This is a genomic window from Alkalibacter rhizosphaerae, from assembly GCF_017352215.1.
GTDB lineage: Bacteria > Bacillota > Clostridia > Eubacteriales > Alkalibacteraceae > Alkalibacter > Alkalibacter rhizosphaerae.
In genome coordinates this window covers 1,259,363-1,285,153 of the sequence record NZ_CP071444.1, presented here as the reverse complement: position 1 = coordinate 1,285,153, position 25,791 = coordinate 1,259,363, and the positions used below count along the sequence as shown (strand labels likewise).

The 25,791-nt window shown below is 47.4% G+C and carries 34 protein-coding genes; 30 read left to right on the top strand and 4 right to left on the bottom strand.

Going from position 1 to position 25,791, the window contains the following annotated elements:
* Positions 1 to 17: 17 nt before the first annotated feature.
* The 24 genes from rpsE to J0B03_RS06285 all read left to right on the top strand — a co-directional run bounded on the left by rpsE (position 18) and on the right by J0B03_RS06285 (position 17,137).
* Complete coding sequence (rpsE, locus tag J0B03_RS06400) at positions 18 to 524, top strand: 30S ribosomal protein S5 (RefSeq protein ID WP_207298818.1); 507 nt, start codon at positions 18 to 20, stop codon at positions 522 to 524.
* 12 nt (positions 525 to 536) lie between these two features.
* Entirely contained in the window at positions 537 to 716 is a 180-nt protein-coding gene (gene rpmD / locus J0B03_RS06395) for a 50S ribosomal protein L30 (RefSeq protein WP_207298817.1), read from the top strand.
* A 13-nt stretch (positions 717 to 729) separates the two neighbouring features.
* Positions 730 to 1,173 carry a 50S ribosomal protein L15 gene (rplO, locus tag J0B03_RS06390; RefSeq protein ID WP_207298816.1) on the top strand — a complete coding sequence of 148 codons (444 nt, stop codon included), beginning with the start codon at positions 730 to 732 and terminating at the stop codon, positions 1,171 to 1,173.
* Between the two features lies 1 nt (position 1,174).
* On the top strand, positions 1,175 to 2,431 hold the full coding sequence (secY, locus tag J0B03_RS06385; protein ID WP_207298815.1) for a preprotein translocase subunit SecY: 1,257 nt from the start codon (positions 1,175 to 1,177) through the stop codon (positions 2,429 to 2,431).
* A 21-nt stretch (positions 2,432 to 2,452) separates the two neighbouring features.
* Positions 2,453 to 3,103, top strand: a complete 651-nt coding sequence (locus tag J0B03_RS06380; RefSeq protein WP_207298814.1) for an adenylate kinase — start codon at positions 2,453 to 2,455, stop codon at positions 3,101 to 3,103.
* Positions 3,103 to 3,852: a type I methionyl aminopeptidase gene (gene map / locus J0B03_RS06375; protein WP_207298813.1), complete on the top strand. Its 750-nt coding sequence runs from the start codon at positions 3,103 to 3,105 to the stop codon at positions 3,850 to 3,852. Before J0B03_RS06380 ends, map begins: the two co-directional genes overlap by 1 nt.
* A gap of 14 nt (positions 3,853 to 3,866) precedes the next feature.
* Positions 3,867 to 4,172, top strand: coding sequence for a KOW domain-containing RNA-binding protein (locus J0B03_RS06370; protein ID WP_207298812.1), 306 nt, complete (start codon positions 3,867 to 3,869; stop codon positions 4,170 to 4,172).
* The gene (gene infA / locus J0B03_RS06365; RefSeq protein ID WP_207298811.1) at positions 4,169 to 4,399 is read left to right on the top strand and encodes a translation initiation factor IF-1; all 231 of its coding nucleotides are present in this window, start codon (positions 4,169 to 4,171) and stop codon (positions 4,397 to 4,399) included. Before J0B03_RS06370 ends, infA begins: the two co-directional genes overlap by 4 nt.
* 13 nt (positions 4,400 to 4,412) lie before the next feature.
* Complete coding sequence (gene rpmJ / locus J0B03_RS06360; RefSeq protein WP_025434559.1) at positions 4,413 to 4,526, top strand: 50S ribosomal protein L36; 114 nt, start codon at positions 4,413 to 4,415, stop codon at positions 4,524 to 4,526.
* Positions 4,527 to 4,622: 96 nt separating this feature from the next.
* Positions 4,623 to 4,988 (top strand): 30S ribosomal protein S13, encoded by a 366-nt coding sequence (rpsM, locus tag J0B03_RS06355; protein ID WP_207298810.1) that lies wholly within the window; start codon positions 4,623 to 4,625, stop codon positions 4,986 to 4,988.
* Positions 4,989 to 5,009: 21 nt separating this feature from the next.
* Positions 5,010 to 5,405: a 30S ribosomal protein S11 gene (gene rpsK / locus J0B03_RS06350; protein ID WP_207298809.1), complete on the top strand. Its 396-nt coding sequence runs from the start codon at positions 5,010 to 5,012 to the stop codon at positions 5,403 to 5,405.
* 27 nt (positions 5,406 to 5,432) lie between these two features.
* Positions 5,433 to 6,059 carry a 30S ribosomal protein S4 gene (gene rpsD, locus J0B03_RS06345; protein ID WP_207298808.1) on the top strand — a complete coding sequence of 209 codons (627 nt, stop codon included), beginning with the start codon at positions 5,433 to 5,435 and terminating at the stop codon, positions 6,057 to 6,059.
* A gap of 63 nt (positions 6,060 to 6,122) precedes the next feature.
* Positions 6,123 to 7,070 carry a DNA-directed RNA polymerase subunit alpha gene (locus tag J0B03_RS06340; protein WP_207298807.1) on the top strand — a complete coding sequence of 316 codons (948 nt, stop codon included), beginning with the start codon at positions 6,123 to 6,125 and terminating at the stop codon, positions 7,068 to 7,070.
* 15 nt (positions 7,071 to 7,085) lie between these two features.
* A complete protein-coding gene (gene rplQ, locus J0B03_RS06335) occupies positions 7,086 to 7,427 on the top strand; it encodes a 50S ribosomal protein L17 (RefSeq protein ID WP_207298806.1) in 342 nt (113 codons plus the stop codon).
* A gap of 65 nt (positions 7,428 to 7,492) precedes the next feature.
* Entirely contained in the window at positions 7,493 to 8,326 is an 834-nt protein-coding gene (locus J0B03_RS06330) for an energy-coupling factor transporter ATPase (RefSeq protein ID WP_207298805.1), read from the top strand.
* Positions 8,317 to 9,180 (top strand): energy-coupling factor transporter ATPase, encoded by an 864-nt coding sequence (locus J0B03_RS06325; RefSeq protein WP_207298804.1) that lies wholly within the window; start codon positions 8,317 to 8,319, stop codon positions 9,178 to 9,180. The genes J0B03_RS06330 and J0B03_RS06325 overlap by 10 nt, the downstream gene beginning before the upstream one ends.
* Positions 9,173 to 9,970, top strand: a complete 798-nt coding sequence (locus J0B03_RS06320; RefSeq protein ID WP_207298803.1) for an energy-coupling factor transporter transmembrane component T family protein — start codon at positions 9,173 to 9,175, stop codon at positions 9,968 to 9,970. The genes J0B03_RS06325 and J0B03_RS06320 overlap by 8 nt, the downstream gene beginning before the upstream one ends.
* 18 nt (positions 9,971 to 9,988) lie before the next feature.
* Positions 9,989 to 10,723, top strand: coding sequence for a tRNA pseudouridine(38-40) synthase TruA (gene truA, locus J0B03_RS06315; protein ID WP_207298802.1), 735 nt, complete (start codon positions 9,989 to 9,991; stop codon positions 10,721 to 10,723).
* Positions 10,724 to 10,865: 142 nt separating this feature from the next.
* Positions 10,866 to 11,309: a 50S ribosomal protein L13 gene (gene rplM / locus J0B03_RS06310; protein ID WP_207298801.1), complete on the top strand. Its 444-nt coding sequence runs from the start codon at positions 10,866 to 10,868 to the stop codon at positions 11,307 to 11,309.
* Positions 11,310 to 11,330: 21 nt separating this feature from the next.
* On the top strand, positions 11,331 to 11,723 hold the full coding sequence (gene rpsI, locus J0B03_RS06305; protein WP_207298800.1) for a 30S ribosomal protein S9: 393 nt from the start codon (positions 11,331 to 11,333) through the stop codon (positions 11,721 to 11,723).
* Positions 11,724 to 11,855: 132 nt separating this feature from the next.
* The gene (murI, locus tag J0B03_RS06300) at positions 11,856 to 12,668 is read left to right on the top strand and encodes a glutamate racemase (protein ID WP_207298799.1); all 813 of its coding nucleotides are present in this window, start codon (positions 11,856 to 11,858) and stop codon (positions 12,666 to 12,668) included.
* Between the two features lie 23 nt (positions 12,669 to 12,691).
* On the top strand, positions 12,692 to 13,693 hold the full coding sequence (gene trpS / locus J0B03_RS06295; protein WP_207298798.1) for a tryptophan--tRNA ligase: 1,002 nt from the start codon (positions 12,692 to 12,694) through the stop codon (positions 13,691 to 13,693).
* A gap of 140 nt (positions 13,694 to 13,833) precedes the next feature.
* A complete protein-coding gene (locus J0B03_RS06290) occupies positions 13,834 to 15,183 on the top strand; it encodes a hydroxymethylglutaryl-CoA lyase-like TIM-barrel protein (RefSeq protein WP_207298797.1) in 1,350 nt (449 codons plus the stop codon).
* Between the two features lie 25 nt (positions 15,184 to 15,208).
* On the top strand, positions 15,209 to 17,137 hold the full coding sequence (locus tag J0B03_RS06285) for an aconitate hydratase (protein WP_207298796.1): 1,929 nt from the start codon (positions 15,209 to 15,211) through the stop codon (positions 17,135 to 17,137).
* 75 nt (positions 17,138 to 17,212) lie between these two features.
* Here J0B03_RS06285 and J0B03_RS06280 read toward each other — a convergent pair whose 3' ends face one another.
* The gene (locus J0B03_RS06280) at positions 17,213 to 18,184 is read right to left on the bottom strand and encodes a zinc dependent phospholipase C family protein (protein WP_207298795.1); all 972 of its coding nucleotides are present in this window, start codon (positions 18,182 to 18,184) and stop codon (positions 17,213 to 17,215) included.
* A gap of 96 nt (positions 18,185 to 18,280) precedes the next feature.
* On the opposite strand from J0B03_RS06280, the gene J0B03_RS06275 reads away from it, so the two are divergent.
* Complete coding sequence (locus J0B03_RS06275; protein WP_207298794.1) at positions 18,281 to 19,531, top strand: MFS transporter; 1,251 nt, start codon at positions 18,281 to 18,283, stop codon at positions 19,529 to 19,531.
* Between the two features lie 48 nt (positions 19,532 to 19,579).
* Here the strand turns inward: J0B03_RS06275 and J0B03_RS06270 are convergent, their stop codons facing one another.
* Entirely contained in the window at positions 19,580 to 19,954 is a 375-nt protein-coding gene (locus J0B03_RS06270; RefSeq protein ID WP_207298793.1) for a class II SORL domain-containing protein, read from the bottom strand.
* Positions 19,955 to 20,088: 134 nt separating this feature from the next.
* Between J0B03_RS06270 and J0B03_RS06265 the strand changes: the two genes are divergently transcribed.
* A complete protein-coding gene (locus J0B03_RS06265) occupies positions 20,089 to 20,364 on the top strand; it encodes an acylphosphatase (RefSeq protein ID WP_207298792.1) in 276 nt (91 codons plus the stop codon).
* A gap of 51 nt (positions 20,365 to 20,415) precedes the next feature.
* On the top strand, positions 20,416 to 20,922 hold the full coding sequence (locus tag J0B03_RS06260) for an SEC-C metal-binding domain-containing protein (protein ID WP_207298791.1): 507 nt from the start codon (positions 20,416 to 20,418) through the stop codon (positions 20,920 to 20,922).
* 25 nt (positions 20,923 to 20,947) lie between these two features.
* Here J0B03_RS06260 and J0B03_RS06255 read toward each other — a convergent pair whose 3' ends face one another.
* Positions 20,948 to 22,249 carry a patatin-like phospholipase domain-containing protein gene (locus J0B03_RS06255; protein ID WP_207298790.1) on the bottom strand — a complete coding sequence of 434 codons (1,302 nt, stop codon included), beginning with the start codon at positions 22,247 to 22,249 and terminating at the stop codon, positions 20,948 to 20,950.
* A 155-nt stretch (positions 22,250 to 22,404) separates the two neighbouring features.
* Here J0B03_RS06255 and J0B03_RS06250 point away from each other — a divergent pair, with 155 nt between their 5' ends.
* Positions 22,405 to 22,896 (top strand): QueT transporter family protein, encoded by a 492-nt coding sequence (locus J0B03_RS06250; protein WP_207298789.1) that lies wholly within the window; start codon positions 22,405 to 22,407, stop codon positions 22,894 to 22,896.
* 11 nt (positions 22,897 to 22,907) lie between these two features.
* On the opposite strand, the gene murC is transcribed toward J0B03_RS06250, so the two are convergent.
* Positions 22,908 to 24,320, bottom strand: a complete 1,413-nt coding sequence (gene murC / locus J0B03_RS06245; protein ID WP_246798080.1) for a UDP-N-acetylmuramate--L-alanine ligase — start codon at positions 24,318 to 24,320, stop codon at positions 22,908 to 22,910.
* Between the two features lie 205 nt (positions 24,321 to 24,525).
* Between murC and purR the strand changes: the two genes are divergently transcribed.
* Positions 24,526 to 25,338 (top strand): pur operon repressor, encoded by an 813-nt coding sequence (gene purR, locus J0B03_RS06240; RefSeq protein WP_207298787.1) that lies wholly within the window; start codon positions 24,526 to 24,528, stop codon positions 25,336 to 25,338.
* A gap of 144 nt (positions 25,339 to 25,482) precedes the next feature.
* Complete coding sequence (gene spoVG, locus J0B03_RS06235) at positions 25,483 to 25,785, top strand: septation regulator SpoVG (protein ID WP_207298786.1); 303 nt, start codon at positions 25,483 to 25,485, stop codon at positions 25,783 to 25,785.
* Positions 25,786 to 25,791: the final 6 nt, after the last annotated feature.

Below are 25,791 nucleotides of genomic sequence, written 5' to 3'. Positions count from 1 at the left end.
GAAAAGGAGGTTAATCCATGCAGCGAAAATTGATAGATGCTAGCAAACTCGACCTGAAGGAACGGGTCGTATCAATAAACAGAGTAACAAAAGTCGTCAAGGGTGGCCGAAACTTCAGATTCAGCTGTCTGGTGATCGTTGGAGACGAGAATGGACACGTAGGCGCCGGAGTCGGTAAAGCCATCGAGATCCCGGAAGCCATTCGAAAGGGTATCGAAGACGCCAAAAAGAATTTGATCAAAATTCCGTTGTCCAATACCACCATTCCTCACCAAGTCGTCGGACATTATGGAGCGGGCAGCGTTTTGCTGAAACCGGCTGGACAAGGTACTGGCGTTATTGCCGGAGGACCTGTACGTGCGGTTTTGGAGTTGGCTGGAGTTCGTGACATTCGAACCAAATCGTTGGGAACCAACAACGCAAGAAACATGGTCAATGCGACCATGGAAGGTTTGGCCCGATTGACCACGGTTGAACAAGTGGCGAAATTAAGAGGAAAAACTGTAGAAGAAATTCTAGGATAGGAGGGAGTATCCTTGCCAAATTTGAAGATTACTTTAAAAAAGAGCAAGATAGGCCGACTGGATAAGCAAATTGCTACCGTGGAAGCCTTGGGACTAAAAAAAATCGGTCAGACTGTGATCAAAGAAGATACACCTCAAATTAGAGGGATGATACAAAAGATTGACTTCATGCTGGAAGTAGAAGAAGTATAAGGAGGTGTAACAGATGAAATTACATGAGCTAAAACCTGCAGCCGGCTCTACAAGCAAGAAGAAGCGAAAAGGTAGAGGTACTGCAACAGGTCAGGGAAAAACAGCCGGCCGTGGACAGGATGGTCAAAAATCCAGATCTGGAGGCGGTGTGCGAATTGGTTTTGAAGGTGGGCAAATGCCCCTTGCTAGAAGACTCCCTAAAAGAGGTTTCAGCAATGCTAAATTTAGAAGAGACTACGCGATCGTCAACGTAGAAGATTTGAATGTTTTTACTGCAAACACAGAAGTGACGCCGGAACTGCTTAAAGAGGCTGGTTTGGTGAAGAAAACCCTTACGGGTATCAAAGTGCTTGGGAATGGAGACATAAACGTATCTTTAACGGTAAAGGCGAACAAAATCAGCAAAGCTGCTGAGGAGAAGATCGTATCTGCCGGAGGAAAGGTAGAGGTGATCTAATATGCTCTCTACCTTGCGGGATGCGTGGAAAATACCTGATTTAAGGAAGAAGATCATTTTTACGCTGATCATGCTTTTCATCTATCGTTTGGGCAGCTTTATATCCGTACCGTACATCGATACGACGGTGTTGGCCCAATACATTCAAGATGGAGGCATGTTGGGGTTTTATGATATTTTCTCCGGAGGAAACTTTAGCAATTTCACCATCTTTGCCATGAGTATCACTCCTTACATCAATGCTTCGATCATCATGAATCTTTTGACTTTTGCCATACCTGCTTTGGAGCGGTTGAGCAAAGAAGGGGAAGAAGGAAGAAAGAAGCTGGCGCAATACACCAGATATTTGACAGTAGTACTGGCATTGGTCCAAGCGCTGGGTCTGACCTTGACATTCCAACAGATCATGACAGAAAAGACCTGGTTTACCGTAACCTTGGCCGTCATCACCATTACTGCCGGAACCGCATTTTTGATGTGGTTGGGAGAGCAGATCACAGAAAACGGCGTCGGGAATGGTATCTCGCTGATCATTTTTGTCAGCATCATTTCCAGACTGCCAGGCGGAATAAAAGGGTTGTTCGAGTATGTTCAGGTTGGAACATTGAACATCTTTAGCCTTGTCGTATTTGTGGCATTTGCCGTTATTGTCATCATCGGCGTTATCGCAGTGCAAGAAGGACAAAGAAGAATTCCGGTGCAGTATTCGAAGCGGGTCGTTGGACGCAAGATGTACGGGGGACAAAGCACTCATATACCTTTGAAGGTAAACATGAGCGGCGTTATCCCGGTTATTTTTGCAAGTTCCATCACCATGTTCCCTGCAACCCTGGCCAATTTCTTTCCCAATTCCGGGATCGCAAATTGGATCGTAAAGTACTTCGGATGGGGAACTACCATCACTACCATTATGTACCTGGTTTTGATTATTGCGTTTACGTTTTTTTATACCGCAATCACCTTCAATCCCATTGAGATCGCCGGTAACTTGAAAAAGAACGGTGGTTTTATTCCGGGGATCCGACCGGGTCGACCTACGACGGAATACATCAATAAATCAGTGACGAAACTGACCCTGTTTGGCGGAGTATTTCTGGCGGCTGTGGCAATCATTCCGATCATACTTGGCAACGTAATGAACATAAACCTTCAATTTGGAGGAACAAGTCTGTTGATCGTGGTGGGTGTTGCCCTTGAAACGGTGAAGCAGTTGGAAGCCCAGATGATGATGCGTCACTATGATGGATTTTTGAAGTAGACCGGTTAGGAGATGATGAATTTGAGATTGGTACTTTTAGGACCTCCTGGTGCAGGCAAGGGGACGCAAGCGGCAAACATTGTGGAAGCGTTCCAGATCCCGCACATATCAACAGGGGATATTTTCCGAAAAAACTTGAAAGAAAACACTCCTTTGGGTTTGAAAGCCAAAGAGTACATGGATAAAGGACTCTTGGTCCCGGATGAACTGGTCGTTGACCTGGTCCAGGACCGATTGGCCCAAGAAGATTGCAAGGCAGGATTCATGTTGGACGGTTTTCCAAGAACCGTGGTACAGGCGGAAGCACTGGATCGGGTATTGGCGGACATGGACATGGACCTGAGTGCAGTATTGAACATTGAGGTAGACCAGGACCTGCTGTTGAAGCGGATCACTGGCAGAAGGATCTGTCGCTCTTGTGGCGCAACGTATCACGTGGAGTTCAATCCACCGGCAAAGGAAGGCGTCTGCGACCTTTGCGGCGGGGAGCTGTACCAGCGGGACGACGATGTGGAAGAGACGGTGGCAAAGCGACTGGAAGTTTACAACGAACAGACACAGCCTTTGATCGATTTTTACAATAAAACAGGCGTGTTGATCGACATCAACGGGCAACAAGACATCGACAAGGTATTTGAGGACATTAAAAAAGCTCTTGAGGGAGCAAAGTAATGATAATCGTTAAATCGCCGGAAGAGATTCAATTAATGAAAAAAGCAGGTAAGATTGTAGCAGGAGTTCATAGAGAGATGGCAAAGCACATCAAACCTGGAATCACTACAATGGAACTGGACAGACTGGCGGAAGAATTTATAAGAAGAGCCGGAGCAATTCCTGCTTTTAAAGGTTATCAGGGATTCCCTGCATCCATTTGTGCTTCGGTAAATGAAGAAGTCGTACACGGCATTCCCTCCAAACGGGTATTGCATGAGGGAGATATCGTCAGTGTTGACGTAGGGGCGATTTTATACGGTTATGTTGGCGATTCGGCAAAAACCTACCCGGTAGGTGCCATTGATGATGACGCCAAGCGGCTGATCGAAGTAACCAGAAAAAGCTTTTACGACGGCATTGCTTATGCAATGAACGGCAACAGGCTATCCGATATATCCAGCAGAATACAACAGACAGTGGAAGAAAACGGATTTTCCGTCGTTGTGGATTACGTAGGACACGGTATCGGGAAGGACATGCATGAAGATCCTCCCATACCCAACTATGGCATTCCCAACAGAGGCCCTCGATTGACTCCGGGCATGGCTTTGGCCATCGAACCCATGGTCAACGAAGGAACGCACAAGGTTAAAACCCTTTCCGACAATTGGACAGTGGTGACATTGGACGGCAAAAGATCCGCCCATTACGAGCACACTATTGCCATAACGGAAGACGGGGAACCTTTGATACTCACGAAAGAGTAGCTTTGAGGTGGGAAATGGAAAACAATGAAATAATTTTGGGACAGGTCGTGCGATCCATCGCCGGTCGAGACAAAGGCAAATTCATGGTAGTGGTGAACCTGCTGCCGGAGAATATGCTGAGCTTGGCGGATGGAGACTTGCGAAGAGTGGAAAAAAACAAAGCGAAGAAAGTCAAGCATGTTGCCAAGACCAATTTTGTTATTGAAGAAATCAATGAAAAACTGTCAAAAGGTAAAAAAATAAACAACGCAGAAGTGCGAAGAGGGCTGGATCGATACAAAAAAGATTGCCTTATTGGAGAACAGGAGGATGTTAAATGACCAAGCAGGATGTTATTGAAGTCGAAGGTACGGTTCTGGAGGCTATGCCCAATACGATGTTTCAGGTAGAACTGGAAAATGGACACCAAATATTGGCCCATATATCCGGGAAATTGAGAATGCACTACATTCGAATTTTACCAGGGGACAAAGTAGTTGTAGAATTATCACCTTATGACTTGACACGTGGAAGAATCATATGGCGTGGAAAAGGAAAAAAGGGGTAAAGGAGGAATTGAGATGAAAGTAAGACCATCTGTAAAACCTATTTGCGAGAAGTGCAAAATCATCAAAAGAAAAGGCAGAGTCATGGTTATCTGCGAAAATCCGAAACACAAGCAAAAACAAGGTTAAAAATATGAATATAGTTGCGGCTGAGTATCTATGGGATACTGCTATGTTCTTCATGAAAAATAAACTATCAAAAATTAACAGGAGGTGTAACATTTAATGGCAAGAATAGCCGGTGTTGACTTACCAAGAGATAAACGAGTTGAAATTGGTCTGACCTACATTTTTGGAATTGGCAAAACCAGCGCCCAAAAGATCTTGGGAAAAGCGGGGATCAATCCAGATACGCGAGTGAAAGACCTTACCGAAACCGAAGTCAATGAATTGCGATCCATTATCGATGCAGATTTTGACGTAGAAGGGGACCTTCGAAGAGAAGTGAACTTGAACATCAAGCGCTTGATCGAAATTGGAAGTTATAGAGGACTGCGACATAGAAAAGGTCTTCCAGTACGAGGACAAAAGACCAAGACCAACGCAAGAACAAGAAAAGGTCCGAAGAGATTGGTTCGAAAGAAAAAATAGTGGTAAGGAGGGAAAATAGGCATGGCAGCAAAAAAAGTTGTTCGAAGTAGAAAAAAGAAAATCAAAAAGAATATAGAGCGAGGACAAGCCCACATTCAGTCCACGTTCAACAATACCATCATTACCATTACCGATGTAACTGGAAATTCCATTTCTTGGGCCAGCGCCGGAGGAATGGGCTTCAAAGGTTCCAAAAAAAGCACTCCTTTTGCAGCACAAATGGCAGCAGAAGAAGCGGCAAAATCGGCCATGGAGCATGGTTTGAGAAGTATCGAAGTATTTGTCAAAGGACCTGGATCCGGACGAGAAGCGGCAATTCGATCACTGCAAGCAGCAGGGTTGGAAATATCCTCCATTAAGGACGTTACGCCAATTCCGCACAACGGATGCAGACCACCGAAAAGAAGAAGAGTGTAATAGAAGAATAGGAGGTGTTATATACGAATGGCTAGATATACAGAAGCATCCTGCAGATTGTGCAGAAGAGAAAACATGAAAATGTACCTGAAAGGGGACAAGTGCTACAGCGGCAAGTGCCCCATGGAAAAAAGAGCATTTGCACCTGGTCAGCACGGACAACGACGAACAAAATTGTCGGAATACGGTCTTCAGTTGCGAGAAAAGCAGAAGGTCAAAAGAATTTACGGCATTCTGGAAAAACAATTCCGTTTGTATTTTGAAATGGCAGAAAAGAAACGCGGAATCACAGGTGAGAACTTGCTTCAATTCCTGGAAAGAAGACTGGATAATTCCGTATACCGCGCAGGATTTGCTTCTTCCAGAAAAGAAGCGAGACAATTGGTGTTGCATGGACACTTTACCGTCAATGGCAACAAGGTGAATATTCCTTCCTTCTTGGTTGGTGAGGGAGATGTCATCCAGGTAGCTGAAAAGAGCAAGAAATCTGAAAAGTTCAAAACCGTTCTGGAGTCTACATCCAGCAAAGTTACACCAAAATGGTTGGAAACTGATTTTGAAAAGCTCGAGGGAAAAGTTCTTGCATTGCCTGCAAGAGACGACATCGACTTGAACATTGAAGAGCACTTGATCGTCGAGCTGTATTCAAGATAGACATTTATAGATTAGTTACCCTCAAAAGCCAACGGATTCTAATATTAAACGGGAGGGTTTATAATGATAGAAATTGAAAAACCGAGAATCGAAGTAATTGATATTTCAGAAGACAGCAAATATGGGAAGTTCGTTGTTGAACCTTTGGAAAGAGGCTATGGTACCACGTTGGGAAATTCCCTGCGAAGGATCATGCTGTCATCTTTACCGGGTGTAGCTGTGACCAGCGTAAAAATCGACGGCGTGCTTCATGAATTTTCTACCATTTCCGGCGTGAAGGAAGATGTCGTGGAAATTATTCTGAACCTGAAGGGATTGGCTGCAAAGCTTTATTGCGATGAGCCAAAAACCGTTCGCATTGAAGCGAAAGGGGAAGGAGAAGTGACGGCAGGGGACATCATTGCTGATGCAGATGTGGAAATTTTGAATCCCGAACTGCACATTGCAGAACTAAGTGCGGGATCGGAGCTCAATATGGAGATCGTACTGGAAAAAGGTCGTGGATACGTCTCTGCGGAGAAAAACAAGTCCAAAGACCAGCCCATCGGGACCATACCGGTAGACTCTTCTTTCACCACGGTGAAAAAAGTGAACTATTCGGTAGAAGATACCCGAGTCGGCCAAGTAACAGATTTCGACAAATTGACGTTGGAATTGTGGACAGACGGCACCATCACCCCGGAAGAGGCGGTTTCCCTGTCTGCCAAGATACTAAACGAGCATTTGAGTTTGTTCATCGACCTGACCGATCATGTAGGAACCGTTGAGATCATGGTGGAAAAGGAAGAAAACAAGAAAGAAAAAATGCTGGAAATGTCCATCGAAGAGTTGGAGTTGTCTGTACGCTCCAGCAATTGTCTGCGAAGAGCAAACATCAACACGGTGGAAGAATTGACGCAAAAATCCGAGGAAGACATGATGAAAGTTCGAAACCTCGGGAAAAAATCTTTAAACGAAATAAAATTCAAGCTGGCAGAGATCGGCTTGGGATTAAGACAAAGCGACGAGTAAGAAGGAGGGATAAAGATGGCTGGTTATCGAAAACTGGGACGTCCCACAGATCAGAGAAGAGCAATGCTACGAAATCTGGTTACGGCCTTATTGGATAATGGGAAACTGGAAACCACAATCACCAGAGCGAAAGAAACAGGCAGAATTGCCGAGAAGATGATTACGTTGGGTAAACGAGGTGATCTTCACGCAAGAAGACAAGCCTTGGCCTACATCAACAGCGAAGCGGTAGTGGCAAAGCTTTTTGACGAAATCGCACCGAAGTACAAAGAGCGAAACGGTGGCTACACAAGAATTTACAAACTTGGGCAACGAAGAGGCGACGCTGCAGAAGCGGCTTTGATCGAGCTGGTATAATGAGACTGTGGGATTAAACAAAAGTTTAATCCCTTTTGTCCATTTTTTACAGGAATGAGGCATTTATGAATACAATGATCGAATTTAAAAACGTCGGTTATATATATGAAAAACATGAAGGGGAAGACACGCTGGCAGTAGATGATGTGAGCTTTTCCGTTCAAGAAGGGGAGTTTATTGGGATCATTGGACACAACGGTTCCGGAAAATCCACCCTTTCAAAAATGATCAATGCCATATTGTTTCCCACGTCCGGAGATGTGATCGTGTCGGGGATCAATACAAAAGATCATGACCGAATTTGGGAAGTCCGGCAAAATGCCGGCATGGTATTCCAAAATCCGGACAATCAGCTGGTTGCCACCCTGGTGGAAGAAGAAGTGGCTTTCGGTCCGGAAAATCTTGGTGTGGATCCTAAAGAAATACGAAGACGAGTGGATGAAGCCCTGGACAACGTGGAAATGGGAGACTACAAAAACAAGAAGCCCCATCAATTGTCGGGCGGTCAAAAACAGCGGATCGCCATTGCAGGTATTTTGGCCATGAAGCCGAAATGCATCGTTCTGGATGAACCTACCGCCATGTTGGATCCGTCTGGCCGCAAGGAAGTCATGGATACCATCAAGCGCTTGAACAAAGAGGAAAACATCACCATCCTGCACATCACCCATTATATGGATGAAGTGGTGGATGCAGACCGTATTTTAGTAATGGACAATGGCAAAATAGCCATGGAAGGAACCCCAAGGGAAATTTTGAATCAAGTGGAAAAATTGAAGAGTTTGCGATTGGATGTCCCTCAGATCACGGAATTGGCCTACAATTTGAAGAAGGAAAACCTGCTGGCCAGCAGCGATGTTCTGACGGTGCATGAAATGGTGGATGCCCTATGTCAATAGATATCAAGAACTTATCTCACATATACTCGGAAGGTACCCCATTTGAATCCATCGCATTGGATCAGGTCACGGCCACCATCGAAAAAGGAACCTTTATCGGATTGATCGGTCATACCGGAAGCGGGAAATCTACATTGATCCAGCACTTGAATGTCCTGTTGAAGCCTACCGGCGGAACCGTTTTTCTGGACGAGTTGGACATCAACGCCAAGAACGTCAATCCAAAAACCATTCGCCAAAAGGTGGGCCTGGTATTTCAATATCCGGAACACCAGCTGTTTGAAGAGACCGTCGCAAAGGACGTGGCCTTCGGACCGACGAACCTTGGGTTGAAGAAGGATGAAATCGAAAAAAGGGTACAGCAAGCCATTGAGTTGGTAGGGCTGGATTATGATACAGTAAAAGACAAGTCGCCATTCGAGCTCAGCGGCGGACAAATGCGACGGGTCGCCATTGCAGGGGTATTGGCCATGGAACCGGAAGTACTGGTCCTGGACGAACCCACAGCCGGCTTGGATCCAAAAGGTCGGGATGACATACTTCGCGTCATTCGTTCCTTGCACGAAACCAACAAGATCACGGTGGTGCTGGTCTCCCACAGCATGGAAGACATCGCCAAGTTCGTGGACAAGATCATGGTCATGTCCAAAGGGAAACTTGCACTGTACGATACACCGGAAAATGTCTTTTCCCAGGCGGAAATGCTGGAGAACATCGGCCTTGCCGTTCCCCAGGTGACCTACCTGATGAGGGAATTGAAAAAGACGGATCCTTTGGTAAACCAGAATGCATATACGCTGGAGCAGGCGCAGGAAGAGATCGTGAAAATGATTAGGAGAAAACAAGATGCTTAAAGATGTTACTATCGGCCAGTATTATCCCACCAATTCGATAATACACCGGTTGGACCCCAGAACGAAAATACACTTCACCCTGCTCTACATCGTTGCACTTTTTGTAGTGGACAACTTGTATGGGTATGGGGTGGCCCTTGGAATGCTTCTGGCAATCACCCTGGTATCAAAAATACCTGTGGGGTATGTGCTTCGAGGTGTAAAAGGATTGGTTTTCATCATCATGATCACCGTGGCCATCAATCTGTTCATGACACCGGGAACGGTAAAATGGCAATTCTGGATCTTCAAGATCACGGAAGAGGGCTTTCGAGTCGCCACTTTCATGGCCCTGCGGCTGATCTTCCTGGTGACAGGGACCTCCCTGATGACCCTGACCACTTCGCCCATCGCATTGACGGATGGGATCGAGTACTCCCTTCGGGGTGTTCCTTTTGTTCGTAAGTACGCCCACGAGCTGGCCATGATGATGACTATCGCCCTTCGTTTTATTCCTACATTGATGGAGGAAACGGACCGGATCATGAAAGCCCAGAAAGCCAGGGGAGCAGACCTGGACAGTGGCAATTTGCTGCAACGGGCAAAGAATCTGATTCCAATTCTTGTCCCGTTGTTTGTCAGTGCCTTTCGTCGGGCCGATGAATTGGCCATTGCCATGGAGGCTAGATGTTACCGGGGCGGAGAAAACCGGACCCGGATGCATGAGTTGAAGTTTCATGGAAGGGACATGTATGCCTACGTTGCCACCTTTGTCATGGTATTTGCCGTATTCATGACCCGATTCATATAGTTTTGGGATGTGTGTCTTATGGAAAACGTCCAAATCATCGTCGAATATGATGGAACCGCCTATTGTGGCTGGCAAGTGCAGCATAACGGGTTGGCGATACAGCAGGTCCTCATGGATGTCTGGGAAAAAATGACAGGTGAGAAGATCAAGCTTGCCGGCTCTGGTCGAACAGATGCCGGTGTCCACGCCTATGGACAATCTGCAAATTTTTTAACCGGATCCACCATCCCGGTGGAAAAGATCCCCTATGCCTGGAATGGGAACCTGCCTCCTGACATTCGTGTTCTGGAAGCGAAGATCCGGGGATCGGACTTCCACAGTCGATTTTCTGCGAAAGGTAAAGTCTACGAGTATCGGGTGTTGAACAGGGCCCAGGGAAGCGGACTTCGATACAATCGGGTTTGGCATGTACGACAGCCTTTGGATTTTGATCGAATGGACCGGGCAAAAGAACATTTTATCGGCACCCACGATTTTACGGCATTCTCCTCGGCGAAAAGCGAAGCGACCACCAAGGTGCGTACCGTTCACGAACTTGTCCTGAGTAAGGAAGAAGAGGAATACGTATTTGTGATCGCCGGCAATGGATTTTTGTACAACATGGTCCGCATCATGGTTGGGACCCTGGTGGAGATCGGACAGGGGAAAAGAGAGCCGGAGTCCATCCTAGACCTGTTCGAAGGAAAAGAACGAAGGGCGTCGGGGATCACGGCACCGCCCCAAGGCTTGTATTTAAAAAAAGTGATATATTGAACTGGAATCATTGACATATAGGGATTCCTGTTATAAAATATACGTTGGCACATTATCTGATCCACTAGCCCCGGATCGGTAATTGATAGGAACAAAAACGAAGTTGATAGGAACGAAAACGAAGTTGAATGGAGGATATAAGATGAACGCAAGATCGACAGTGATGGCGAAAAGCGGCCAAGTAGAAAGAAAATGGTTTGTCGTTGACGCTGATGGCAAGACATTGGGAAGACTGGCCAGCGAAGTGGCAACAATTCTTCGCGGCAAAAATAAACCAATTTATACACCCCACGTGGACACGGGAGATTACGTCATTGTAATCAACGCTGAGAAGATCCACCTGACAGGAAAGAAACTGGATCAAAAAATGTACCGACGACACAGTGGTTACATCGGTGGCATGAAAGAAACGTCTTATCGAAAAATGATTGCGGAAAAACCGGAGTTCGTTATCGAGAAAGCCGTGAAGGGAATGCTCCCCCACAATATTCTTGGAAGACAGATGTTCAAAAAGTTGAAGGTTTATAAAGGCAGTGAGCATCCGCATACTGCACAAAAGCCGGAAGCTTTGGAACTGAACGTATAAGAGGGGAGAGGAGGAATAAAAATGGCAGTTACACAATTTTGGGGTACAGGAAGAAGAAAGACATCCGTTGCACGAGTTCGCATCCTACCGGGATCCGGCAAGTTTGTCGTAAATAAGAAGGACTTGGACGATTACTTTGGAATGGAAACACTGAAAGTCATCGCAAAGCAGCCGTTGACACTGACGGACACCCTGGATAAATTCGACGTTATCGTCAACGTACATGGTGGAGGATTCACCGGACAAGCAGGTGCCATTCGTCACGGCATTTCAAGAGCATTGCTGAAAGCCGACGAGAACTTAAGAGGAGACCTGAAAAAAGCTGGATTCCTTACACGAGATGCTCGAATGACAGAAAGAAAGAAATACGGTCTGAAAAAAGCAAGAAAAGCGTCTCAATTCTCCAAACGATAATATACTGCTGCAGTCAAACTGCGGTCAAAGCCCTGGAATACTCACATATTCCGGGCTTTTTTTACTGCAAAAGCCGGTTTTATGATAAAATAATGAGATGAAATGAATGCATATGGAAAAGAGTGATGTTTGTTGAATCGGGAGCGACCGGTAGGTGTTATGGATTCAGGAGTCGGCGGACTCACAGTAGTAAAAGAAATGGTCAAGATCTTGCCGGAGGAAGACGTGATCTATTTTGGAGATTCCAAAAGGATGCCCTACGGAAACCGATCGGAAGAAGAGATCGTTTACCTGGCAAACGAGATCATCGCATTTTTGGAAAACAAGGGCGTAAAGGCCATATTGCTGGCCTGCAATACGGTGTCCTCCCAAATGGACAAACTGACCCATCGGGTACCCCTCTTTGGGATCATAGAAGCAGGCTGCATGGCCGTGTTGGAAAACAGCGACTCTGAAGAGATCGGGCTCATCGCCACTGTCGCCACGGTGAAAAGCGGGGTTTATGAAAAGACGCTGGAACGCTTGGATGGAAACCGAAAATTCGTGTCCAACGACTCCAGGAAGCTGCCCCAGATCATCAATGACCAGCTGCGCCACAGGTACTTGCTGGACAAACACATCCATGAGTGCATCGACCCCATACTGGAACAGGGCAGCATTCGGGAACTGGTATTGGGCTGCAGTCACTTTCCCATCATCGAAAAAGAAATAGAAGAGATCTACCCTCATCTGCGGCTGATCAATCCGGCCAACAAGCAAGTCCGGATGCTGGAGGCCTACTTGTTGGAATCCTCCCTGAACAAAACGGACAAGCAAGGAGACTTGACGGTTTATACAACGGCCAGGGTCCAAGAGTTTAGAGAAACCATGGACCGGCTCGGGATGGAAAATTATACTCTGGAGAAAGTGGCCTTGCTGGAGGAAGATCAACAGGATCTCATATAACAATTTTAGGAGGAGCGAGGAATTTGGAAGAAACAAAAAAAGTATTATACAGTGGAATTCAACCTTCCGGTTCGTTTACCATCGGCAACTACTTTGGAGCCATCAAGAATTGGGTGGATCTGCAGGATGCATACGACTGCTATTTTTGCGTCGTGGATCTCCATGCGTTGACCGTTCCCCAAGTAGCCAAAGATCTGCGAAAAAACAGCTTTGAGTCTTTTATCACCCTGCTGGCCGCCGGGTTGGATCCGGAAAAGGTGACCCTGTATTTTCAATCACATGTCAGTGCCCATGCCGAACTGGCCTGGTTGCTCAACTGCTATTCCTATATGGGAGAATTGAGCCGCATGACCCAATTCAAGGACAAATCTCAAAGGCAGGGGGAAAACATCCGAGTGGGGTTGTACAGCTATCCTGTATTGATGGCCGCAGACATTCTGTTGTACCAATCGGACCTGGTTCCTGTTGGAGAGGATCAAAAGCAACACCTGGAGTTGACCAGGGACATCGCCAACCGGTTCAACAACCTCTATTCGCCCACCTTCAAAGTGCCGGAACCCTATATTGGGGAAAAGGGTGCCAGGATCATGAGTTTGCAGGAGCCCAATAAAAAGATGTCCAAATCTGATGAAAATGTGAATTCTTTTGTGACCTTGCAGGACGACCGGGACACCATCATCCGCAAATTTAAAAGAGCGATCACCGATTCGGACAGCCTGGTCCGTTTTGACCGTCAGGAAAAGCCGGGCATCTCCAATCTTATGGAGATCTACTCCTGCGCCACGGGGATGGATTTTGATGCCATTGAACGTGATTTTGAAGGAAAAGGATATGGCGATTTCAAAATTGGAGTTGGAGAAGCCGTAGCAGATGCATTGATGCCGATCCAGAACGAGTTTCAGAGATTGAAGGCGGATAAGGGATACATCAAGGAAATTGTCGAGAAAAGTACACAAAAAACCATTCGGGCCGCCAATAAAACACTGTCCAAGGTAAAAAGAAAAGTAGGGCTGTTTGAAATTTAAAACATAGAATATGAAAGAAAATTTGTAAATCTTTCTTTTTGTGCTTGTTGCAAGAGAAATATTATGATAATATAAACAATAATTTATTATTGTGCGAATTATCAGATTATATTGCAAACAAAGAGAAAGGGATGTTATAAATGGACAGCAGAAAATCCCCATATGCCTATCAGGCAGTAGATGTGATGGAACCAAATCTATACGGGGAATACTTTCCCTACAGTCAGGTGCCGGTCCTGTCCTTTGACGGCGGGACCACCCCCATGGACTTGCCGGAAGACATTTGGATCACTGATACCACATTTCGGGACGGGCAACAATCCATGTCCGCCTTTACCGTAGAACAGATCACCGCCTTGTTTGATTATCTTCACCGAATCGACAACAAAACGGGGCTGATCCGAACGTCCGAGTTTTTCCTGTACTCGGAAAAGGATAGAAAGGCCGTAAGGGCATGCATGGAAAAGGGGGTTGAATTTCCCCGGATCACTTCCTGGATCCGCGCCAACGCCAGCGATTTTGAGCTGGTCAAAGAAATGGAGATATCGGAAACGGGGCTGTTGATGTCCTGTTCCGATTATCATATCTTTAAAAAATTGAAAATGAGCCGCACTGCCTGCATGGAGATGTATCTGGATGTGGTGAAACGGGCACTGGATCATGGGATCCGTCCCAGATGCCACCTGGAGGACATAACCCGGGCCGATTTTTATGGATTTGTACTGCCTCTGGTCCAAAACATTCAAGCTTTGGGCAAAGAAGCAGGGGTCCAGATCAATATTCGCCTCTGCGACACACTGGGCTTGGGTGTTCCCTATCAGGGCGCGGCACTCCCCAGAAGCATCCCTGCTTTGATCCACGGTTTGAAAACGCTGGCGGGAGTTCCCTCCGGCGCATTGGAATGGCATGGACACAACGACTATCATAACGTGGTGACCAATGCAACGACGGCCTGGCTCCATGGAGCGTCTGCCGTCAATACCACCATGTTCGGCATTGGTGAAAGAACGGGGAACTGTCCCCTGGAGGCCATGCTCATCGAGTACAGCCAACTGAAACAGGACAAGAAGATCGATCTGACCTTTCTATATGAAATGCGGGTATTTTTTGAAAGAGAATTTGGCTACGTCATGGATCCGAAACGGCCTTTCGTCGGAGATGATTTCAACATGACAAAAGCCGGGGTCCATGCCGACGGGATCATGAAGTGCGAAGCAATCTACAACTCCTTCGATACCAAAAGGATCCTGAATCGTCCGGTGGTCATAAAAGTGAACCAGACATCCGGCCTGGCGGGGATCGCTGCGTGGATGAACAACTGGATGGGGGAAAGTGAAACAAAAAAAATCAGCAAAAAAGACCCTTTGGTTTTCCAGGTGAAAACATGGGTAGATGAACAATACGACAAGGGAAGAACCACCGCTATTTCCGACGAGGAACTACTGGCTGTGACCAACCGATTTTCCGGGCGGATCAAGGCGGTGGACTAAAAAAATAGATGGGAGATGATGTAGTATGGGTTATACGATCACAGAGAAAATAATCAAGGAGCATCTTGCAATAGGAGAAATGGTGCGGGGCACGGAGATCGGAATCACCATCGATCAGACATTGACCCAGGACTCTACCGGAACCATGGCGTATCTGCAATTTGAAGCCATGGAGGTACCAAGGGTGAAAACGAAGCGATCCGTGGCTTATATCGACCACAACATGCTTCAGACCGGTCCGGAAAACATGGATGACCACCGTTATATTCAAACGGTGGCAAAAAAACACGGGATCTATTATTCAAAGCCGGGAAACGGAATCTGCCACCAGGTGACCGTAGAGCGTTTCGGCGTCCCCGGACAAACCTTACTGGGCTCGGACAGCCATACGCCTACGGCAGGAGGATTGGGGATGCTGGCCATCGGTGCCGGAGGGTTGGATGTTGCCGTGGCCATGGCCGGAGGACCTTACTACATCACCATGCCAGAGATCGTGAAAGTGGAGCTTGCCGGCAAATTGCAGCCGGGTGTGGCATCCAAAGACATCATCTTGGAAGTATTGAAGCGGTGCACGGTAAAAGGCGGAGTGAATCGGGTTTTTGAATACGTTGGTGAAGGGGTATCCTCCCTGACGGTTCCGGAACGGGCCACCGTCACCAACATGGGCGCAGAACTTGGCGCCACCACATCCATTTTTCCATCGGACGACATCACAAAAGCGTTTTTAACGGCCCAGGAACGAGGGGAAGACTTTGTTCCCTTGGAAGCGGATGAGGATGCCGTATATGATTTGGAGATCATTGTGGACTTGAATGCACTGAATGCCCTGGCGGCGTGTCCTCACTCTCCGGACAATGTGAAAACCATTGTGGAATTGGAAGGAACCAAGGTGGATCAGATCGCCATTGGCAGCTGTACCAATTCTTCCTATCTGGATCTCATGAAAGCGGCCAATATTTTGGAAGGGAAAACCGTGTCGGAAAATGTTTCTCTGGTCATTGCACCCGGATCCAAACAGGTGTTGAACATGCTGGCGGAAAACGGAGCCCTGGCAAAGCTCATCGATGCCGGTGCCAGAATCCTGGAATGTGGCTGCGGACCATGCATCGGCATGGGACAATCCCCCAACACCAGCGGCGTATCCCTTCGAACCTTCAATCGAAACTTCAAGGGACGCAGCGGCACCGTGGATGCGGATGTGTACATTGTCAGTCCGGAAACGGCAGCCGTATCCGCCATTACGGGGGTCATTACGAATCCGGTGACTACCATCGATCCTGCTCTTTTGGACATTGCCATTCCGGAAGTCTTCAAGGTCAATGACAACATGATCGTGGAGCCGGCCCCGGAAGGAACCCAGGTCGACATCGTCAAGGGACCCAACATCAAACCTTTCCCGGAGACAGTGAAATTGCAGGATGCCATCGCCAAGAAGGTGCTGATCATCGTGGAGGACAACATCACCACGGACCACATCATGCCATCCAATGCAAAATTGCTTCCCTATCGATCCAACATCCCATACTTGTCGGATTACTGTCTGACGCCTTGTGATGTGGATTTTCCGCAGCGGGCAAAAGACAACGGGGGAGGTATCATCATCGCCGGACACAATTACGGGCAAGGATCCAGCAGGGAGCATGCCGCATTGGCGCCCTTGTATTTGGGGATCAAGGCAGTAGTTGCAAAATCCTTTGCCAGGATCCACAAGAACAATTTGATCAACAACGGCATTTTGCCTCTGGTATTCAAGAACGAAGCCGATTACGACACCCTGGAATTGCTGGATGAACTGACCATGGAACAGGTGCTGGACGGTGTGACCAAAAAAGAAATGACCTTGCACAACGCAACAAAAGGGACCTTCTTTGATGTGATCGTGGACATTACGGACCGACAGATCGACATCATCAAGGCAGGCGGCTTGATCAATTTCATGAAAATGGACAGATAGGTGGAAACGCCATCGATCCAAAAATAAAAAAAGGAGGATGCGTCACGCATCTTCCTTTTTTGCATTCCATATTTTTCAAAGGATGGGATCGAAGTATTGGATGGGCGGGCTGGTCTTCCAATCCAACCCGGTTTCGTAGCCCAGATCTTTAAAGCAGTTATCCAGCACCGTCCGGTCCACTTCCTTCTGACCCAGAAGCATGGGATCGATGAGAGGGATCTTTTGCCGGATGTCTTCCTGGGCCTTCTGGCAAAGTTCCGGATAAGAGTCGGTGAATGCTTGCGTGTCATCGCAAGGATGACGCCAGATGCTCTTGTCCAAATTCAATACCAGGGTGGGATCCATGGGTTTGATCCCGTAGAAGGCGGTGGAGAACTTGCCGGGATCTCCCGCCAAAATCTCCCCGAATCCGACAGCCAGCCGTTTCAATCCCGTTGGATCCGACAACACACGGGTCAATTTTTTTGCTTTCTCCAGACTTTTTCGGACCGTCCCTTTTTCCATGGATATCCCGAATGTTGCCTTCAGGGTCTCCGCGTAAAAATACTCCAGGATATCTGCAGCCATGGCGGGAACGTCAAAGAGGCGATGGACTTGAAAATTGTGGGCTTTTTCTCCGGTGCGCATATGGTAGTAGGCCATGTCCAACTGGATCTCGTATTTCTTGTGGTTGTGCTTGAAGGGCAGTGTTTCCGGACGATCTTCCAGATAACTCCCGCTTCGATAGAAGATAAAGGGGTGGGTGGCTACGTCCAGTGCGTGATGGCAGATCATACCTATGTAATAGGATCGCAAAATCGGTTTGTAAGACTCCGGAGCATGGAGGCAAGTGAGCAATCCGTGATAAAAAAAGTCGTTGATCTGTTCCTTGTGGAGACGATCACCCAGGGGAATTTTGCTTTCCTGGGATTCCAGTACGTTGTAGTAAAGAAAGATATCCGGTCCCTGGCTGCCTAGAAACAACAGCCGTTCATTCACTGGAAAGGATATGGGCCCTTCCTCCAGCAAGTCTTTGGCGCAAAGATAATGGTTGATGGCATCTGACATGGGTTACACCTCCAATTAATTCTAACTCCATCATAGCACAAATTGTTTTCTTCATTGGATGAAACTGTTAAAATGGAAGCAGAAAGAAGGGATATTATGAAGCTGACCAAAGAAGAAATCAGTTGGATCTTTTATGATTGCGGCAATTCGGCCTACTCCATCATCATCACCACTGCCATTTTTCCCATCTATTTTACCAGCATGGCCGCTGCCAGCGGTGCTTCCGGGGCTGCTGCCACCGCATGGTGGAACTATGGCAATGCCTTTGCCACCTTCATCATCGTGCTGCTGAGTCCCATACTGGGTACCATTGCCGATTACAAGTCCTTCAAAAAGCGTTTTTTCACCTTTTTCGCCCTTCTAGGGGTTGCCTTTACAGGGTTTCTTGCCTTGGTGCCCCAGACCCAGTGGCAGGTCATGATGATCTTCTACGTGATCACAGTGGTGGGATTTGCCGGTTCCAACATCTTCTATGATGCCTTTCTCGTGGATGTATCAGAGGATGAGAATATGGACCGGGTATCCTCTTCCGGGTTTGCTTTTGGATACATCAGCAGCGTTTTTCCTTTTATTCTTTGCATCTTCCTGATCAATTTCTCCGGTCTGGATGTATTGCTGATGACGAAGATCTCCTTTGTGATCACTGCGCTTTGGTGGGGCTTGTTCACCTTGCCCATGTTGAAAAACGTCCATCAGAAGCACTATATCCCAAAGGAACCAAATCCCGTATCCAACAGTTTTCGGCGGATGTTTGCCACCTTTAAAAACATACGAAAATATCGGGTCATTGCCATTTTTCTGCTTGCTTACTTCTTCTACATCGACGGAGTGGATACGATCATTCGAAATGCGGCGGTATTTGGCGAACAGATCGGACTGGATACCACCGGTCTGATGATCGCCTTGCTGTTGACCCAGGTGGTTGCCTTTCCTTTTGCCCTGCTCTACGGCATGCTGGCAAAACGTTTTTCTGCGAAAAACATGATCATTTTCGGCATCATCACCTACTTTTTGGTTTGCATCATGGCCTTTCGCATGGAGACGATCTGGGATTTTGCATTTTTGGGATTCCTCATCGCTTCCGCCCAAGGGGGCATACAAGCCTTGAGCAGATCCTACTTTGCCAAGATCGTCCCGAAAAACAACGCCAATGAGTTTTTTGGATTTTACAACATCCTTGGAAAATTTGCCGCCATCATGGGACCCATCCTGATCGGTACCATTACTTTGATCACAGGGGATATCCGAAAGGCGGTTCTCAGTCTGGTCATCCTCTTTGGTGTGGGTCTGGTGTTGATCCTTCGCTTGCCAAAGAATCCGGAGCGGGTGGAAAAAAATCCAGTATGATATGAAAAAAAGGATGGGGTCATTGGACCCCATCCTTTTAAAGTTGGATCATTCGCATGTAATGGAGATGCTGTTTTCCCACAATCCGTGGATGTTGCAATAGCTCATGGCCATCAATTCTCCGGATTCCTGGATCTTCAGCATAACGTCTGCACAGTAATCCGTGAAGACGCCGGCTTCTCCATGGGCATCAAAGGAAACCGTGGCGATCTCAATGGGAAACTTTCCGCTTTCCGGTTTGAAATAAAGCTTGATCCATTTGATATAATGCTCAAAGGTGTTTGGATGGGCGATCTCTTCGCCGACTACAACGGTGACCAAAAAGGACTCGTCTTTTTTGGCGCTTTCCGGTGCTTTTATCACAGGTACGTGTTTTTCATTCTTCCAGTCACCGCTTTGAACTGTTGCTGTAAGTTTTGACATTTTGTACACTCCTTCTTCCATGTTTTCGTGGGTTCATATTAGGGTTTATACCCGTTCCATTATGGAATAAACAAGATAAAGATTGAAGTTTCCCGCAATAAATGGGTATAATGGTCGTTGAGGTGAAGAGGACGATGAGAGTGAATCTACTGATCGAAGGAAGGGTGCAGGGTGTGGGGTTCCGATGGTTTGCCAGGGAACTCGCCTTGGAACTGGGGCTCACCGGCAATGTACGAAACAATGCCGATTCTACAGTTGAAATCAATGCACAGGGAGACCAAGTGCCCATAGAGCGTTTTATCTACTACCTGTACGAAGGACCCAACCGGTTCGCCAGGGTGGATCACGTCCGAGTGAGAGAAATCGAAGAAGTGGAAGCGGAGAAAGATTTTGAAGTGGTATTGTTGTAATGCAGTGGAACTTGTTGTATAATTTCCCGTATTGAAAGAGGAGGACACAGGATGACTTTATATGAACAATGGAAAAACACCGTACAGGAATCCATGGAATCGGAAGAAAAGCAGCAAGCTTTTTGGGATGATTTCTGCAATCAGGAACAAACCATCTACGAAGATCTTCTAGGAAAGAAAGAATCTCATGTAGAGGGGACTTTTCTTGAACTGGCAGATCGCTTTGGTGTAGGCAGTGCTTACTTCATGGGCTTTCTGGATGGAATAAACGAAAGCATCAAGGAGAGCAACAAACTGGAAGACATGGCAGAAAACGACCTGGTCTCCCTGGATATCGATTTTGAAAAGTTGTATTACAACATGCTGGCCGTACCGGCTCCCTGGCTCTATGAACTGGAGCAGTGGGACGGGATCTTGAGCCCGGAAGAAAAGAAAGCCATCACGAAACAATATAACCGGTCAAAGACGGTGGTCAAGGAAAACAAGGTGGGCCGAAACGATCCTTGTCCTTGTGGAAGCGGGAAAAAATATAAAAAATGCTGCGGTAAGGCGTCGTAAAAAAACAGGCTGGAAACAGCCTGTTTTATTTTTCGCTTAAATAGATCAATGCAACAATGGACAAGAGGGTCTCCGGCGTAAACTGTTTGGTCAACCGGGTCAGGGTCTCCATGTTGTGGATCCGCAGGCTTAAAAAGTAAACGTATGCGGATAAAAAGGACAGGGGGTCCGATGGCAGCCGGTCGTCGACGTCCCTTTTGAAGGTGCGGGAGATGGTGTCTGCAGATTTGATGGTTACCAAATGATTGGACAGCAAGTTGTTGACCGTACCGAAGATCTCCTGGATCATCTCGTTGGTGGTATATCGCTTCAAACGAGGCAGCTGCAGGGCTCGTGCGGTTATTTCCAACATGCTCAAAGGCAGATTTGTTCCCCGATAGGTGGTTTCTTTCAGGATCGTCTCCAGTTTCTCCAGCATCTCTTCTTTTCCGGAAGCGGAGCCCATCCCCAAAAGTGCATTCAATTTGATCCCCGATTCCCCGGGAATAGGGTAGCCCAGCCGTTTATGGAATGTCTTCCAAAGGCTCTTGCCGGATTGAAGATCCACATAGTAGAATTTCCCCTCCAGCCGGTCCCATTTTTTCAACAGGTCCAGATAACCCATTTCCAAGTTTTTCATGACATTTTCCGGTTTCATGTCCATGCTCAGGCCCAGGTGCTCCGAAGGAATGATGTTGATGGAATTGATCGGAGGATCCTGTCTTTTCCAACGGGCAAGAAGATCGGGGCGGAAACCAACGCTGACCCACTGCTTCGTCTCCTGCTCCGTGGCGATGTTGAGCAGATCCTGTTCTTCCGAGGCATCCGTTTTTCCCATGGATATGGATCGAAAAATGGGATAATAGAAACCAATGAGCATCCAATCCAGCCAATTTTCGGAAGACGATCGGGAAAAAGGGGTGGTGACCGGTTCGAATGTTTTCGGATCGTAGGTTTTCAGGATGAAGTTGATGGAAGAACGTCGAATGGCGGATTCATCCAGGTGGTCGGCCAGAAAATCTTTGGCCCGCCGGTATTCCGGGTTGGAAGGATGGAAAGCCTGTCCCAGTTTCTGGTGAAGGGTCGGCTCGTCCATACCGGACCATTGGGCGGCGTACTGCTCTGCCAAATGGCGATTGAAGGCAACCAACGGATTTTGAGAATCTGCAGACCAGTAGTTCAATGCGGAGGACATCTTTCCCTGAACGATCAGGGCTGCGTTGATGATGCTGGCGGAAGCGGAAATGACCGTGGAAAGATCCGCCCTGCATTCCATCAAGCCTTTCCATACGCCGATCTCGTATGCTCCCTTTGCACCGTCGTCCCAAAGCAACAATCCCCATTTCACATGCAACACCTCCCAGAGATGATATCATTATACCACAGTGCCTTTCTCTTTCTGAACTGCAAAGTTTGGGTTGTATAAAAGGGTTTCATCCAGTATAATGAAAAGCCATGACAGTTCGCAAAATCCTGTCGATAAAAAAAACTACGGAGGATATCATGAAAAACAAATCTTATTTTTTGGCAAAGGCGGGGATCATTGCCGCCCTTTATGCAGTGTTGACATTGATGCTGCCATTTCTCAGCTATGGAGCCCTGCAGGTGCGCATTTCGGAAGCCTTGACGGTGTTGCCCTGGTTTACGACAGCGGCAGTTCCCGGATTGCTGGTGGGATGTCTTCTTGCCAATCTCTTCGGAAGTCCCCTGGGGCTTCTGGATGTGGTACTTGGCAGTCTGACCACCTTCGCGGCGGCATGGTGGGCCTCCAAAATCAAGACCAAAGCGCTGGTGCCCCTTCCGTCCATCCTTTTAAACAGCCTGGTCATCCCGTACGTGCTGTTTCAAGCCTTGAACATACCTTATCTACCCAGTGTCCTTTACGTCGGTCTGGGGCAGACTCTGGCGGTTTACGGATTGGGGTACCCCATGATGTTGTTTATTGAAAAATCCACCAAATTGAAGATGTTGCTCACCGATAAAAAACACCCATAAAGGGTGTTTTTTTAGAAGGTTTTATTATTTAATTTTTCCAGGATCCCCGGAATGATCTTGTTGATGGTGCCTGCGCCGGCAATAAGGACGAAGTCACCCGGCTGTGCCAGTTCCGCCACCGCATCCTCCATGGCGGCAAAATCCGACAGATGGACGGAGGGGATGGAAAACCGATCTCGAACGGCATTGGCCAGATCTTCCTGCTGGAGAGGATAGGTATTTTTTTCCCGATCGGAATAAATGTCGCTGACGATCAGGTGGTCTGCACCGCCCAAAGCCTCCACCAGTTGGTCAAAAAAATGATAGGTCCTGGAAAAGGTGTGGGGCTGGAATACCACGATGAGCCGGTTGGCCTTGTAATTTTTACAAGCCTGGATGGTCACGGCCACTTCCGTAGGGTGGTGGGCGTAGTCTTCCACTACGGTGATGCCCTGGGCTGTGCCCTTGTGCTCGAAACGACGGCCGGCGCCGGAAAAAGTTTTCAGGGATGCCGCCATCCTTTCCGGATCGGTACCGCAAAGATCTGCACAGGCGATGGCTGCCAATGCATTGCGTACATTGTGCTCTCCCGGGATGTTCAAGGTGAATTCCTGCCAGAAAACGCCCTTTCGCAATACTTTAAAAGTGGGTTTTCCAAAATCGTCATAACGGATGTCCGTAGCCTGGTAGTCGTTGCCGGGCTCCAGTCCCGTTCGAAGGACCTTCCGGTCCAAGTCGTCGATGGCGTCCAACACGTCCGGCGAATCCCCGTTGACGATCAAAAACCCGTCGGCAGGGACGATCTCGGCAAATCGACGAAAGGAGTCCTTGACCTGATCCAGATCTTTAAAATAATCCACATGCTCGTGCTCCAGATTTAAAATGATGCCGATATGATGGGTGGACTTGAGGAAGCTGTCCACATACTCACAGGCTTCCGTGACGAAATACTCGCCGGATCCCACCCGATAATTTTTTCCAAAAGTGGATACTACGCCTCCCACGCTCACCGTTGGATCCAACCCGCCTTCATAAAGAAGAGTGGCGATAAGGGAGGAGGAGGTGGTTTTGCCATGGGTGCCTGCAACGGCAACGGTTTTTGGATAGGCCCTGGTCAACACTCCCAAAAAATCGGCCCGTTCCATCATGGGGATCCCCAATTGGGCAGCCTGCAGAAGTTCAGGGTTGTCCTTGGAAATGGCGGCAGTGTATACCACCAGGCTGGCGTTTGTCGGGATCTGGTCGCCGGAGTGACCGACGAAGACCTTGGCCCCCCGTTCTTTCAGCTTGTGCATGTAGAGGGAGTCCTGCATGTCCGAACCGGTAACGGGTATATGATTTTCCAACAGGATGGAAGCCAGTCCGCTCATGCTGGAACCGCCGATCCCAACAAAATGGACTACTTCTATGGGGAAATGCAAAATGCGTTCCAATGTCTGTTTCACAAAATTACCTCTTTCGTTCATTGATTAATGTTGATGGTGAACCCATTATAGCATAAGGACGGGCAAATGGAGACAGAAGAAATGACAAATAAGGGGCATTAATTGGAAATAATAGTTGAATTTTTTAAAGAACATGAATAAAATTATAAGAGATTCTAAAAACATTCGTGTTTTATGGACAGGGAACGAAATAACGAGGTGAAAAGTGGAAAAGTATAAAAGAAACGAACGAATCGGTGCCATCATAAAGATCTTGGCGGACAACCCCAACAAGGTGATCACCTACAATCATTTCAGCGAGAAGTTTTCTGCAGCAAAATCCAGCATCAGCGAGGATGTGCTGGTGGTGAAAAAAATTATCGAAAACCTGGAAATGGGAAAGGTGGAAACCGTGTCCGGGGCAGCCGGCGGCGTCAAATACGTGCCGGTCATATCAGACCGGGAGCGGGAGCAGTTTCTAGAGGAAGTAAGCGCCAAACTCAGGGATCCGGGACGGATCATCCAAGGAGGTTTTCTTTATTATACCGACGTGATCTACATGCCGGATATCGTGGACAAATTGGGGCGGATCATTGCCAGCAGGTATTTGTCGGAGAAAGTGGACTGCGTTGTGACCATGGAGACCAAGGGGATTCCGGTTGCATTGATGACGGCAAAGTATTTGAACGTACCCCTGGTGATCGTTCGACGGCAAAGCAAGGTGACGGAAGGAACCACCGTTACTGTAAATTACGTGTCCGGGACCAGCTCCAGGATCTCTACCATGTCCCTTCCCAAGCGAGCCCTCCAAAAGGGGTCCAGCGTGGTCATTGTAGACGACTTTATGAAGGGGGGCGGCACCGTGAAGGGAATCATCCATTTGATGGAGGAATTCGAAGCGGAAGTAAAAGGCGTCTCCGTCTTGATCGCTTCGAAAGAACCGGAGAAAAAACTGGTGGAGGCCTACAACCCCCTCCTGGTCATGGATCGACTGGATGTAGACAGCAGCCAGATCCGCATTCAGCCTTACAAAGCCTGAAAAAAGACATCCACGGGGTACATCTCAAAAAAACTAATAAAAAAATAAAAAAATACTAAAAATTCTGTTAGTGATTGGATATAATGGGAATAAGGATTGTATCTACGTTTATCGTCGTTTTATAACTAAAGGGGGAGGCTTAAAATGCAAATCACAGATGTAAGAGTACGAAAAATATCGAAAGAAGGTAAAATGAAGGCCATTGTGTCGGTGACATTTGACGACCAGTTTGTCGTTCATGATATCAAGATCATCGAAGGACAGAATGGTTTGTTTATCGCAATGCCGAGCAGAAAAACACCGGACGGAGAATTCAAGGATATTGCACACCCGATCAATATGGATACCCGAACACAGATCCAGGACGCAGTGTTGGAAAAATATACTGCTGTTTTGGAAGAGCACGACGATGATGAAGTGGATGCACCGATACACACTGATTTTTAAAAAAAC